General features: G+C 69.3%; 12 protein-coding genes. 3 read left to right on the forward strand and 9 right to left on the reverse strand.

Going from position 1 to position 12,163, the window contains the following annotated elements:
* The 5 genes from AUL33_RS15265 to AUL33_RS15285 form a co-directional block, all read right to left on the reverse strand.
* Positions 1–420: ABC transporter permease (locus tag AUL33_RS15265; protein ID WP_374754441.1), on the reverse strand; the 420-nt coding region annotated here is incomplete at its 3' end.
* A complete protein-coding gene (locus AUL33_RS15270; RefSeq protein WP_156419437.1) occupies positions 417–1,511 on the reverse strand; it encodes an ABC transporter permease in 1,095 nt (364 codons plus the stop codon). The genes AUL33_RS15265 and AUL33_RS15270, both read right to left, overlap by 4 nt.
* A 33-nt stretch (positions 1,512–1,544) precedes the next feature.
* Entirely contained in the window at positions 1,545–3,158 is a 1,614-nt protein-coding gene (locus AUL33_RS15275) for an ABC transporter substrate-binding protein (RefSeq protein WP_062209965.1), read from the reverse strand.
* 139 nt (positions 3,159–3,297) lie between these two features.
* On the reverse strand, positions 3,298–4,347 hold the full coding sequence (locus tag AUL33_RS15280) for a dipeptidase (protein WP_082652630.1): 1,050 nt from the start codon (positions 4,345–4,347) through the stop codon (positions 3,298–3,300).
* A 60-nt stretch (positions 4,348–4,407) separates the two neighbouring features.
* Positions 4,408–5,184, reverse strand: a complete 777-nt coding sequence (locus AUL33_RS15285; RefSeq protein ID WP_082652631.1) for a UTRA domain-containing protein — start codon at positions 5,182–5,184, stop codon at positions 4,408–4,410.
* A gap of 172 nt (positions 5,185–5,356) precedes the next feature.
* On the opposite strand from AUL33_RS15285, the gene AUL33_RS22245 reads away from it, so the two are divergent.
* Positions 5,357–5,512 carry a hypothetical protein gene (locus AUL33_RS22245; RefSeq protein WP_156419438.1) on the forward strand — a complete coding sequence of 52 codons (156 nt, stop codon included), beginning with the start codon at positions 5,357–5,359 and terminating at the stop codon, positions 5,510–5,512.
* 77 nt (positions 5,513–5,589) lie between these two features.
* On the forward strand, positions 5,590–6,627 hold the full coding sequence (uvsE, locus tag AUL33_RS15290) for a UV DNA damage repair endonuclease UvsE (protein ID WP_062209947.1): 1,038 nt from the start codon (positions 5,590–5,592) through the stop codon (positions 6,625–6,627).
* A 16-nt stretch (positions 6,628–6,643) separates the two neighbouring features.
* On the opposite strand, the gene AUL33_RS15295 is transcribed toward uvsE, so the two are convergent.
* The 4 genes from AUL33_RS15295 to AUL33_RS15310 all read right to left on the reverse strand — a co-directional run bounded on the left by AUL33_RS15295 (position 6,644) and on the right by AUL33_RS15310 (position 10,831).
* On the reverse strand, positions 6,644–7,672 hold the full coding sequence (locus AUL33_RS15295) for an Ldh family oxidoreductase (protein WP_062209950.1): 1,029 nt from the start codon (positions 7,670–7,672) through the stop codon (positions 6,644–6,646).
* Positions 7,672–8,673, reverse strand: a complete 1,002-nt coding sequence (locus AUL33_RS15300; protein ID WP_062209953.1) for a 4-hydroxyproline epimerase — start codon at positions 8,671–8,673, stop codon at positions 7,672–7,674. The genes AUL33_RS15295 and AUL33_RS15300 overlap by 1 nt, the downstream gene beginning before the upstream one ends.
* 27 nt (positions 8,674–8,700) lie before the next feature.
* Complete coding sequence (locus tag AUL33_RS15305) at positions 8,701–9,957, reverse strand: FAD-binding oxidoreductase (protein WP_062209956.1); 1,257 nt, start codon at positions 9,955–9,957, stop codon at positions 8,701–8,703.
* Between the two features lie 160 nt (positions 9,958–10,117).
* On the reverse strand, positions 10,118–10,831 hold the full coding sequence (locus tag AUL33_RS15310) for a GntR family transcriptional regulator (protein ID WP_062209969.1): 714 nt from the start codon (positions 10,829–10,831) through the stop codon (positions 10,118–10,120).
* Between the two features lie 322 nt (positions 10,832–11,153).
* Here AUL33_RS15310 and ytfQ point away from each other — a divergent pair, with 322 nt between their 5' ends.
* Positions 11,154–12,119, forward strand: a complete 966-nt coding sequence (ytfQ, locus tag AUL33_RS15315; protein ID WP_062209959.1) for a galactofuranose ABC transporter, galactofuranose-binding protein YtfQ — start codon at positions 11,154–11,156, stop codon at positions 12,117–12,119.
* Positions 12,120–12,163 lie beyond the last annotated feature (44 nt).

Here is a 12,163-nt window from a genome sequence, read left to right on the forward strand (position 1 = left end):
CATCAGAACCCGGTCGGTCCAGCCGCCGAGTGTCCCCGCCACGGTGCCGATGACGAGGCCGAGCACCGGGGCGGTGACGGCGACGAGCGCCACCACATAGAGCGTGACGCGCGAGCCGAAGACGAGCCGGCTCCAGACGTCGCGCCCGAGCTCGTCGGTGCCGAGCCAGTGCCCGGCACCGGGCGGCAGGAGCCGCGTGTTGAGGTTCTGGATGTCGGGATGATGTGTGGCGATGAGCGGCGCGAAGGCCGCCATCAGGAGGAGCGCGACGATGAGGCCGAGGCCGATCATCGCCAGCGTGTTGGCGCGAAGCTCGCCCCAGCCCTGCCAGAGCGCGACGGCGCGCGCCTGCAGGCGCGAGCGCGGCGTGTCGGTGGTCAGCCAGGTCAGCCAGCCCGTGGTGCCCGAGCCCAAGCTCATCGGGCCCTCGGATCGACGAGCGTGTAGACGACGTCGGACAGGAGGTTGAGGACGATGAAGGCGGCGCCGATCACCAGCGTTCCGCCGAGCACGGCGTTGAAGTCGGCGGCAAAGAGCGCCTGCGTGATGTAGAGCCCGAGGCCGGGCCAGGCGAAGACGGTCTCGGTCAGCACCGAGCCTTCGAGGAGCGCCGCGTAGGACAGCGCGATCACGGTGACGAGCGGCACCATGGCGTTGCCGAGCGCATGCACCCAGACGACGCGCCGCTCCGACACGCCCTTCACGCGCGCCGCCGTGATGTAGTCCTGGGAAAGCTGTTCGAGCATGAAGGAGCGTGTCATCCGCGAGATGTAGGCGAGCGAGAAATAGCCGAGCACGAGGGCCGGCAGGATGAGATGCGACAGCGCGTTGCGGAACACGTCCCAGGCGCCCGACAGCGCGGAATCGATGAGGATCGATCCGGTGACAGGCACGACATCGAACTCGTAGGCGAGTTCGAACGACACATCGAGCCGGCCGGGCCCGCCGACCCAGCCGAGCTGCCCGTAGAAGACGAGAAGCGCGATGAGGCCGAGCCAGAAGACCGGCATCGAATAGCCGAGCAGCCCGACGACGCGGATCACCTGATCGGGCCAGCGCCCCTGATGCACCGCGCCGAAGACACCGGCGGGAACGCCGGCCAGCACGCCGATCAGCGTCGCGAGCGTTGCCAGTTCCAGCGTCGCGGGGAAGGCGGCTGCGATGTCCTCGACCACCGGGCGCGAGGTGAGGTTGGAGCGGCCGAGATCGCCGGTCACGACGTCGCCGAGATAGCGCACGAACTGGACGGGCAGCGGCTGGTCGAGGCCGAGCGCGATCTTCGCCGCGTCATACTGCGCCTGCGTCGACCGGTCCCCCACCACGGCCAGCACCGGATCCAGCGGCACGACGCGGGCGATGAGGAAGGTGACGAAGAGCAGGCCGAACAGGGTGATGGCGAGGCTGAACAGGAGCCCGGCGCCGCGCGAGAGCGCGCGCGGCACACCGAGCCCGCCGCCGGTCGGCGCCCGGGTTGGGTCGAGCGCCGGTTCGTCGAGGACGGGCGGGCTCATGCGCCCGCCCCTGAGATCATCAGCGCCAAGACGTTACTGCGCCGCCTTCGTCACGGTCCAGTAGAAGGCCGAGGCGACCGCGCTGCCGGTGTGGAAGCCGTCGACGCCCTTGCGCAGCGCCGGCTGCTCGGAACGCTGGAAGAGCACCGCGATCGGCGACTTCATCTGCTCGGTGCGCTGCATCTCCTCGTACATCGCGGCGCGCTTGGCCTCGTCCTTCTCCACCACGGCGGCCGCCACCATCGGCGTCGTCTCGGCGGCGGCATAGGCATTGCGCCAGGCGAGGTTGCCCACCAGGGCGCCGGCATCCGAATTGTCGGCATTGGCGGCGAAGACCGAGGCGTTGGTCTGCGGATCGGGATAATCCGGACCCCAGGTCTGCAGCGTCAGCTTGTGGTTGCGCGCGCGGTAGATCGACAGGGCCTCAGAGCCCGTCACCGAGCGCAGCGAGGCCTTGATGCCGCCTTGCGCGAGCGAGCCCTGGATCGCCTGCGCGATGTCCACCCGCTCCTTCTCGTTGCGGATCAGGATCTCGGTCTCGAACCCGTCGGGATAGCCGGCTTCCGCCAGCAAGGCCTTGGCCTTGGCGACATCGAGCTTGAAGGGCTTGTCCGCGATGGCGCCGAGGAAACCGGCGGGCAGGAAGGACTGGTGCGGCTGCTCCTGGCCCTTCAGGAGCTGGTTGGCGATCCCGTCATAGTCGATCAGGTACTTGATCGCTTCCATGACCTTGGGCTTGGCGAGGATCTCGTCCTTCTGGTTGCCCGACAGGTAGTAGACCTGTCCGCGCAGCTCCGTCTGGACCTTGAGGTTGGCGTCCTGCTCCACGGCGGCGATGTCGGTCGGGCCGAGATTGCGGGCGAGATCGACGTCACCCTTCTGGAGCAGAAGGAGCTGCGTCGCGGGCTCCACGACATGGCGCACGAAGACGCGCTTCATCGCGACCTCGTGGCCGAAATTGGGATTGGCGTCGAGGACGACCGACTCGTTCGGCTTCCAGGCGCGCAGCACGTAGGCGCCCGATCCCGCCGAATGGGTGTCGAGCCAGCTGTTGCCGAAGTCCTCGCCGAGATTCTCGGACACCAGCGCCTTGTCGACGATCGAGCCGACCTCGGCCGTCAGCGCGTTGTAGAGGAAGGACGGCGCATAGGGCTTGTCGGTGACGATCTGCAGCGTCGAGGCGTCGAGCGCCTTCACGTTCGTCTCGACATTGTCCTTCGTCAGGCCGAACTGCGTGAGAATGAAGGCCGGCGTCTGGTCGAGCTTGACGACGCGCTGCAGCGAGAAGGCGGCGTCCTCGGCAGTGATCGGGTTGCCAGAGGCGAACTTACGCCCCTCCGCCATCTTGAACGTGTAGGTCAGCCCGTCGTCGGAGACGCTCCAGCTGGCCGCCAGACCCGGGATCGGCTTCAGCGTCGACGGGTCGATCTCGACCAGCGTCTCGTAGATGTTGTTGATCTGGTCCTGCCCCGAGAACTCGAAGCTCTCGGCCGGGTCGAGCGACTTCATGTCGTCGATGCCGTTGGCGATCACCAGCGTGTCGGCCGGGGTCTCGGCCTGAGCGACGGCACCAAGCGTCGCGGTTCCGAGAAGCACGGTGCCGGCGAGGAGGTGGCGGGCGAGAAGGCGGGAGCGGAACAGGGACACGGGCAGCGACCTCGTCGGTTCTTTGATCGGGATCGGAGCGGCCGCGATCGTCTCGCGCACCCGCCCCGGATCCGACGAAGCTATGCCATGCTTAAAGTCACGGCAAGCTTGTGCGGTGCACAATCTGTGGACGACCCCATCAGGACTTCCAGGTGCGACCCAGCACCGACAGCCAGTTGCGATGGGCGATCTTTTCGAGCAGCGCATCGCCGTAGCCGGCACTCGCGAGGTGATGGAGCAGTCCCGGCAGCCCTTCCGCCGAACCGATGGCGTTCGGGATCGTCGCCCCGTCGAAGTCGGAGCCGAGCGCCACGCCGTCCTCGCCGAGCCGCTCCAGCATCGCGTCGAGATGCCGGCGCATCGTGTCGAGCGGGGTGTCGGCATCCATACGGCCGTCTTCGCGCAGGAACGCAGTGGCGAAGTTCAGTCCGACGACGCCGCGCGAGCGGGCCACCGCGTCCAGCTGCGCGTCGGTCAGGTTGCGGCTGACGGTGCAGAGCCGGTGGACGTTGGAATGGGTGGCGACGAGCGGCGCGTCGGAGAGTTCCGCCACCTCCCAGAAACCGCGCTCGTTGAGATGCGACAGGTCGAGGAGGATGCCGAGTTCGTTGCAGCGGGCCACCAGCCGCCGGCCGGGCTCCAGCAGGCCCGCGCCGGTGTCGGGCGAGGAGGGAAAGCGCATGGGCACGCCGTGGGCGAAATGGTTGTGCCGGCTCCACACCATGCCGATCGAGCGCAGCCCGGCGGCGAAGAGCACGTCGAGCATGCGAAGGTCGGGGTCGATTGCCTCGGCGCCCTCGATGTGGAGGACGGCGGCGAGGCTGTCCCTCGCCATCGCCGCCTCGATCTCGGCAACGCTCCGGCAGATCGTCAGCCCGCCCGCCGAGGCCGCTTCGAGGCGCATGAGGATCGAGGTCATGGCGATCGTGCAGTCGGCCCCGAACGGATGGGCGAGCGGCTCGGGCAGGGCTAGGTCGTAGCCGGCGGCGCTCATCCGATCGAACATGTCGCCGTTCATCGGCGAGGGCGGAAAAATCGCGAAGAGGCCGCCCGCAAGCCCGCCGGCCCGCGCCTTCGGCAGATCGATATGGGCGTTCGAGCCTCCGGCCAGGAATGCGTCGAAGGCGGACGGCGTCGGGTCGAGATAGATGCGCAGCAGGGCGTCGTTATGTCCGTCGAAGACCTTCAAGATCGATGTCCTTGTCTTGTGATGGGCGATATCCGGTGCGGGCGAGCCGCCGGATCGGGGTCAGACGGCGACCCGCACGAGGATGGCGTCGTGGCGCCAATATTCGAAGTCGCAGTCGACGCGCCGGCCGGCCGGGTCGTCGTGGGTGCGGGTGACGAGAAGGCCCGGCGAGCCCGCCGCCATGCGCAGCGGCTCGGCGGCCTCGGCATGAAGGCCGACCGTCGTGATCTCGAACACCATGCCACCATAAGTGAAGCCGTAGTCGCGCTCGTAGATCACGGTCATCGAGCCGGTGAGGTCGTGGCGGTCGAGGCCGGGAAAGGCGTCGGGCTGGAGGTAATGCTCGACATAGAGCACGGCGCGCGCATCGAGCGAGCGCAGGCGCCGGATGCGCAGGATCGGCGCGCCCGGCTTGGTGCCGAGCAGCACCGCGACGCGCGAGGGCGAGGGCACGACGGCGTGATCGACGACGAGGGTGGAGGGCGTGCGCCCCTGCGCCCGTGCCGCGCGCTCGAACGTGCCGCGTTCGGTCGGATCGTAGACGAGGCGCGGCGGCGCGACGAACCAGCCGCGCCGGTCCTCGCGATAGAGGCGCCCTTCCGATTCCAGCATGCCGAGCGCCTCGCGCAGCGTGATGCGGGTGGTGCCGAAGCTCTCGGCGAGTTCGCGCTCGGAAAGGAGCCGTTCGCCGGCTTTCAGCGTTCGTGCGTCGATGCGCCGGTCGATCTCGTCGCGGATGCGGAACGAGGTGCGAAGGTCCGCGACCGGCCCCGCGCCCGCGAGCGCCGCACCGCCGTCTTCGCCGGGCCTCGCCGGCCCTTCCGAGGCTTCCGTCATCGCATCCGGCCGATCGTCCCGTTCCCATCCGGTCTCCCGTTATAACGGCGCCGGCGAGACGCGCCAGAGCCCGGACCGCCTCCCTTGGCGCAACCAGGGCATGCCCGAACGGGGGAGCCGAACCGCGCGCGGCGCGTTGCGGAAGGACAGGCCGCAACAGAGGACGCGCACGATGAGCCATATCCCCAAGGACGAGTTCGACAACCAGCAGGACCAGGCCGACAACCAGGACCGCGACGCCGACCAGGCCTCGCAGCAGTCGCAGGAAGACGAACTGCAGGAAGCGCTGCGCAAGATCCCCCCGCAGGACACGCCCGCCCCGCGCTGATCCCTGTCCCAGCCCACGCGATCCCGAAGCCGGCTTGTCCAGGCTCGGGATCGCAGCCGCTCAAAGACGCTTTCCCGATGACGACACCTCGTCCCGCCCGCCTCGGCTTTCCCGTCAAGGTGATGGCGAACCCCGATCTCAAGAGCAGCGACGCGCGCCGGCCGGCGAGCGATCCGCATCTCAAGGTCTCGCTCGAATACCTCGACGCCGTGCTCGACCATCTCGATGCCCACGACATCCGCATGTACCGGATGGCCTCGGACATCGCGCCCTACGTCACCCATCCCGACATGCCGCGCTTCCATGCGATGATCGCCGAAAGCCGGTCGGAACTGGCGGCCTTCGGTGCCAAGGCGCGTGCGCTCGACATCCGCCTGTCGTTCCACCCCTCGCAGTTCATCGTCCTCAACAGCCCCGACCCCAAGCTCATCGCCCGCTCCACCGCCGACCTTCTGGCGCAGGCCGAAATGCTCGACCTGATGGAGCAGCCGCCCGAGGCAGTGATGGTGATCCATGTCGGCGGCACCTATGGCGACGTTCCCGCCAGCCGTGCGCGCTGGGTGGAGACCTGGGCGACGTTGCCCGAGCCCGTGCGGCGCCGCCTCGTGCTCGAGCATGACGACCTCCGGTTTTCGGCCGCCGACGTCCTCTGGATCCACGAGCGCACGGGCGTACCGCTGATCTTCGACCATCAGCATTTCTGGTGTCTCAACCCCGGGCGCGCCGACATGCGCGCGACGCTCCACGCGATCCTGAAGAGCTGGCCGGCCGGCGTGCGACCGAAGGTGCATTTCTCCTCGCCCCGCACGGAGATGCGCGAGCAGGTCCGCGTGGACCGCACGACGAAGAAGAAGGTGAAGTCGCTGGTCCCGCCGGTCTTCACGGGCCATGCCGACTTCTGCAATCCCTTCGAGTTCGCCAGCTTCATGCGGACGGCGGAAGGCCTGGAATTCGACGTGATGCTGGAGGCCAAGGCCAAGGATCTGGCGCTGCTGCGGCTTCGATCCGACCTGCCGCGCTATGCGCCGGACGTCGCGGCGCGCTTCGGCTTCAAGGCGGTCGGCAGCATCGATCGCGACGGAGTAGATCCGGCCGACGAGGTGGCGGAGGACTGAGCCCTCCGCCGTTACGCTAGAGCGCGGCCAGTTCGCCCAACACCGTCATCATCTCGGCCGAGACCGGGATGCCCATCGCCAGCGAGCGGGCCCGTGCGGCGTGGCGACGATCGCCCGGCAGCCGGTCCTGGCCCGCCGCGGCGACCTCGGCGAGAAGCGCCTCGACGCGGGTGGCGAAGTCCGGCAGCGCGCCGCGCCCGGCCTGCGGGTCGATGAGGATGAAGGTCTGCCCAGTATGGGGCGTGACGGCGCCGGGATGATCGGCAAGGTCCACCTCGTGGGAGAACTTGCCACCGCCGAGCGCGGCGCAGAGCACCTCGACCATCAACGAGAGCGCCGCGCCCTTGTGGCCGCCGAAGGCCAGCAGCGCGCCGCCGTCCAGCACCGCCTTGGCGTCCGTCGTCGGGCGTCCGTCGCGGTCGACGCCGTTGCCCTCGGGGAGCGCGCGGTCCTCGCGGGCGGCGATCTGCACGTCGCCGTTCGCCATGCCGGAGGTCGCCATGTCGAAGACGAGCGGCGGGCCGCCGGCGCGCGGCGTGGCGAAGGCGATCGGGTTGGTGCCGAAGACCGCCGTATGGCCGCCATGCGGCACCACTGCCTTCATCGAGTTGATGACCGAGATCGCCACCAGCCCCTCGTCGGCGAAGGGTTCGACGTCGAGCGAGAGGGCGCCGAGATGATGCGAGTTGCGGATCGCCACCACCGCGATGCCGTTGGCGCGCGCCTTGGCCAGCGCCTGCGCCCGTCCGGCGGCGAGCGCCGGCACCGTGAAGCCGCCGCGCGCGTCGATGCGCAGGAAAGCAGGCGCGGCATCCTCGACCACCGGCACCGCGTGCCCGTCCACCCAGCCGGCGCTGCGCAGCGTCGAGACGTAGCCCTTCATGCGGAAGAGCCCGTGGCTGTGCGCCCCGTCCCGCTCGGCCGCCGCGCAGTTCTCGGCCAGAAGCCGCGCCACCTCGGGCGAGCAGCCATGGCGCTCGAGGATGCAGGCGAGCCGTTCCGCAAGCTCGGCGAAGGGGATGAGGGTCGGCGCGGCGCTGTCCATCAGATCACCTGGAAGCCGTGGGCGAAGGGATCGCGGTCGTCGATGAAGATCGTGTTGATGCCGGTGGTGCGGGCCCAGCCGGCGATCGAGGGAATGATGCCGGGGCGATCGCCCACCGTCACCGCCGCCTCGACGCGGCCCTTGAACAGCGAGCCGATGATGCTCTCGTGGACGAAGTCGTCGCCGACCGACAGCTTGCCCTTGGCCGCCCACTGCGCGATGCGCGCCGAGGTGCCGGTGCCGCAGGGCGAGCGGTCGATCGCCTTGTCGCCGTAGAACACGGCGTTGCGGGCATGGGCGCCCTCCACCGTCGGCGCGCCCGTCCACAGGATGTGGCTGAGGCCCCGGATTTCCGGCTTCTCGGGATGGACGAACTCGTAGCGCGCATTCAGCGCAGCGCGCAGCGCGCCGGACATGGCGACGAGCTGGCCGGCGGTGAAGTCGGCCATGTCGCGGAAATTCTCCTGCGGATCGACGATGGCGTAGAAGTTGCCGCCATAGGCGACGTCGACGCGCAAGGGGCCGAGCGCAGCGGACTTGACCTCCAGCCCTTCCGAATGGAGGAAGCCCGGCACGTTGACGAGCCGGACCTCCTCGACATGGGCGCCCTCCTGCCGATAGGTCGCGACGACGAGGCCGGCGGGCGTGTCGAGCCTGAGGACACCCGGCTCCTTCGGGGTCACCAACCCGTTTTCCAGCGCCATCGTCACCGTGCCGATGGTGCCGTGGCCGCACATGGGCAGGCAGCCCGAGGTCTCGATGAAGAGAATGGCGACGTCGCAGTCGGGCCGCGTCGGGGGATAGAGGATCGAGCCCGACATCATGTCGTGGCCGCGCGGCTCGAACATCAGCCCGGTGCGGATCCAGTCGAACTCGCGCAGGAAATGCGCCCGCTTCTCGATCATCGTCGAGCCCGCGAGGTTCGGCCCGCCGCCGGCGACGAGACGCACCGGATTGCCGCAGGTGTGGCCGTCGATGCAGAAGAAGGAATGGCGTGCCATGCGAGGGGTCCTCGTGAAGTCGGTCGATCAGAAACGGTCGGGGCGGAAGGGGGCGAGATCGATCGCGGACGACTGCCCGGTGATCAGGTCGGTGACGAGACGGGCCGTCGCCGCCGACTGCGTCAGCCCGAGATGGCCGTGGCCGAAGGCGTAGACGACGCGAGCGCTGGCCGAGGCGCGGCCGATCACCGGCAGCGAATCGGGCATCGAGGGCCGGAAGCCCATCCACTGTCGTCCGCCGCTTGTGTCGAGGCCTGGCAGGAAAGCCTTGGCCTTGGCCAGCATCGCCTCGGACCGCTTGAAGTTGGGCGGCAGGTCGAGCCCGCCGAGTTCCACCGCGCCGCCGACGCGGATGCCGTCCGCCAGCCGCGTCACCACGAAGCCGTGGCCGCCGAAGGTCAGCTGGCGCTTCACGTCGAAGGCGCCCGCCGGCAGCGTCGTGTTGTAGCCGCGCTCGGTGTCGAGCGGCACGCGGTCGCCGAGACCGGCCGCCAGCGGCTTCGACCAGGCGCCGCCCGCGACGACGCCGTGGCCGGCGCGCAGCGTCTCGCCGCCGCTGAGGTGCAGCACGACGCCGGTCTCGTCGGGCGCGAGGCGCTCCACCGCGGCCTGGCGGATGCGCCCGCCCCGCGCGCTCACCCGCGCGGCCAGCGCCCGCACGTAGTCGTAGGGGTCGGCGATCGACTGCCAGCCGGGCACGAAGGTCGCGTGGGTGAATCGCTCCGCCAGCCCCGGCTGCATCTCGGCGATGGCGTCGCGCCCCTCGAGATGGCGGAACTGGATGCCTTCGCGCGCCCGCGCCTCCCAGCCCGGCAGCGAGGTCGCGAGTTCCCCGGCGCTCTCGTAGAGTTCGAGCGCGCCGTCGGAGCGCAGCATGTCGGAGAGACCGGCCGATTCGATGAGGGCCGAGGTCTCCAGCCGCGCCAGCCGCATCAGCGCGACCTGCGCCAGCATCGAATGCTGGAAAGCCCCACCCGAACTGGCGCGCCAGAACCGGAAGAGCCAGGGCGCGATGCGGGCGGCATAGGCGGGGCGGATGGTGAGCGGTCCCAGCGGATCGAGCAGCCAGCGCGGCGCCTTGCGCATCATGCCGGGCGAGGCCAGCGGCAACACGTCGGAAAAGGCGAAGGCGCCGGCATTGCCGAAGCTCGCCCCCTGTCCCGGCTCGCCGCGATCGATCACCACCACCGAGAGCCCGGCATCGAGCAGGGCATGGGCGACCGAGAGCCCCACCACCCCCGCGCCGACGATGGCGACGTCGGGTTCCCGCTCCACTTGGCGCATAGGGTTCTTCACTCTCTCTGAGGCTTGGGCCTTGAGGGGCCGGCGACGGTGGGGGCCTTGGCGGATGCTCTGGACGAGATCGGCGCCAAGGTCGAGATGTGCGGCGGGACCGGTCCGCGACGCGAGGTCGCGCGGGACCGCCAGGCGGGGTGGCGGGCGTTCAGTCCGGCGTGTCGGACAGGTCGATGGGATCGCGCAGGTCGCGGGCGAGGAACTCCTGGATCTGCCGGACGATCTGCGCCGCGTGGGCCGCCGCCAGCCGGTCGGCGGACAGGACGTCACCGCGCTCGATGGCCGAGACCAGTTCGTCATGCTCCTCGACATACTGGCGCGGCAGGGCATCGTCGAAGGACGAATAGTAGAGGCGCAGGATCCGCCGCCCCTCGTCGAGCAGCTTGGCGAAGAGCGCGGTGAAGTAGAAATTGTCGTGGATCTCGGCGATCGCGACATGGAACTCGCGGTTGGCCTCGATCATCGCCAGCGCGTCGTGGGCCTCGACTGCGGCGGCAAACTCGCGTTGGCGCTCGCGCACGGCGGACAGATCCGCCGCCGCCGCCTTCAGCGCCGCGCCGCGCGTCGTGACGCGGTACATCAGCGTCAACGCCTCGAAATAGGCGGGAAGACGGGCAAAATCGATCGGCGTCACCACCGTGTTGCGGTTGGGCAGCGTCGTCGCCAGCCCCTCGGCGATGAGCCGCTGCAGCGCCTCTCGCACCGGCGTTCGCGACATGGCGAAGCGTTCCGACAGCGAGGTTTCGTCGAGCGGACTGCCGGGATCGAGCGCCAGCGACAGGATCTCGCGGCGCAGGCCGTCATAGACCAGCCGCGCGCCGGTGCCGCGCGTGCGCGGCGCGGGGTCGCTGTCGTCCTGCATCGGCATGGCCTTCGTCATTCCCCTGCCCGTCCCGTCTCGCCATCCAACAAATACAGACTGTCTACATAAACGCAATCGAGGGCGGCGCGCAACGAGGCGGTTTTGCCGGTTGCGACGCAACACGACCCGGTGGTGGAATCCGATTGACAGCGCGCCGCCCCGTCGCTTTTGTATGAGTTATTCGCAAGGCCCGGATGGGCCGCGCGGAAGCAGTTTCGCCGCCCTGCCATCGCCCTTCGGACGGCGGCGGGGCGTCTCGACCCCGGCCGGGAGGGCCGGGAACGATCGAGCCGGCCGAGCCCGGCTTTCTGGGAGGACCAACATGACGACACTTCGCAAGATTGCGGCGGGCCTGGCGCTCGCGACGCTTCTGGGCACGCCGGCCATGGCGGCCGGCATGGTCGTGGGCTTCGCGCAGGTGGGCTCGGAGTCCGGCTGGCGCGCCGCCGAAACCGCCGTGACCCGGCAGGAGGCCGAGAAGCGCGGCGTGGACCTGAAGTTCGCCGACGCGCAGCAGAAGCAGGAGAACCAGATCAAGGCGATCCGCTCCTTCGTGGCGCAGGGCGTCGACGCGATCCTGCTGGCCCCCGTGGTCGCCACCGGCTGGGACGACGTGCTGGAAGAGGCCAAGGAAGCCAAGATTCCCGTCGTGCTGCTCGACCGCAACATCGAGACCAAGGACGATTCGCTCTACCTGACCGCCGTCACCTCCGACCAGGTCCACGAGGGCAAGGTCGCCGGCGAGTATCTCGTGGAGCAGGTCGGTTCGAAGGACTGCAAGGTCGTGGAGCTTCAGGGCACCACCGGCTCCTCGCCCGCCATCGCCCGCAAGAAGGGCTTCGAGGAGGCCATCGCCGGCAAGACCAACATCAGCCTGACGCGCTCCCAGACCGGCGACTTCACCCGCACCAAGGGCAAGGAAGTCATGGAGAGCTTCATCAAGGCCGAGAACGGCGGCAAGGACATCTGCGCCGTCTACGCTCACAACGACGACATGGCCGTGGGCGCCATCCAGGCGATCAAGGAAGCCGGCCTCAAGCCCGGCACCGACATCATGGTGGTCTCGATCGACGCCGTGCCGGACATCTTCGCCGCCATGGCGGCGGGCGAGGCCAACGCCACCGTCGAGTTGACGCCGAACATGGCCGGCCCCGCCTTCGACGCCCTCGAGGCGTTCAAGAAGGACGGCACGATGCCGCCGAAGTGGATCCAGACGGAATCCAAGCTCTACACGCAGGCCGACGACCCGAAGGCCGTGATGGAGTCGAAGAAGGGCCTCGGCTACTGATCGACCCGACGTCCGGGGCGGGGACGGGCCGAGCGGCCCGTCCC

Source organism: Aureimonas sp. AU12, assembly GCF_001463705.1.
Taxonomy (GTDB): domain Bacteria; phylum Pseudomonadota; class Alphaproteobacteria; order Rhizobiales; family Rhizobiaceae; genus Aureimonas.

Bases quoted from the DNA above. Each gene is read 5' to 3' on its own strand.
- ytfQ (WP_062209959.1), top strand. From the start codon at position 11,154: ATGACGACACTTCGCAAGATTGCGGCGGGCCTGGCGCTCGCGACGCTT.
- AUL33_RS15295 (WP_062209950.1), bottom strand. From the start codon at position 7,672: ATGGACAGCGCCGCGCCGACCCTCATCCCCTTCGCCGAGCTTGCGGAA.
- uvsE (WP_062209947.1), top strand. From the start codon at position 5,590: ATGACGACACCTCGTCCCGCCCGCCTCGGCTTTCCCGTCAAGGTGATG.
- AUL33_RS15310 (WP_062209969.1), bottom strand. From the start codon at position 10,831: ATGCAGGACGACAGCGACCCCGCGCCGCGCACGCGCGGCACCGGCGCG.
- AUL33_RS15270 (WP_156419437.1), bottom strand. From the start codon at position 1,511: ATGAGCCCGCCCGTCCTCGACGAACCGGCGCTCGACCCAACCCGGGCG.
- AUL33_RS22245 (WP_156419438.1), top strand. From the start codon at position 5,357: ATGAGCCATATCCCCAAGGACGAGTTCGACAACCAGCAGGACCAGGCC.
- AUL33_RS15305 (WP_062209956.1), bottom strand. From the start codon at position 9,957: ATGCGCCAAGTGGAGCGGGAACCCGACGTCGCCATCGTCGGCGCGGGG.
- AUL33_RS15285 (WP_082652631.1), bottom strand. From the start codon at position 5,184: ATGACGGAAGCCTCGGAAGGGCCGGCGAGGCCCGGCGAAGACGGCGGT.
- AUL33_RS15300 (WP_062209953.1), bottom strand. From the start codon at position 8,673: ATGGCACGCCATTCCTTCTTCTGCATCGACGGCCACACCTGCGGCAAT.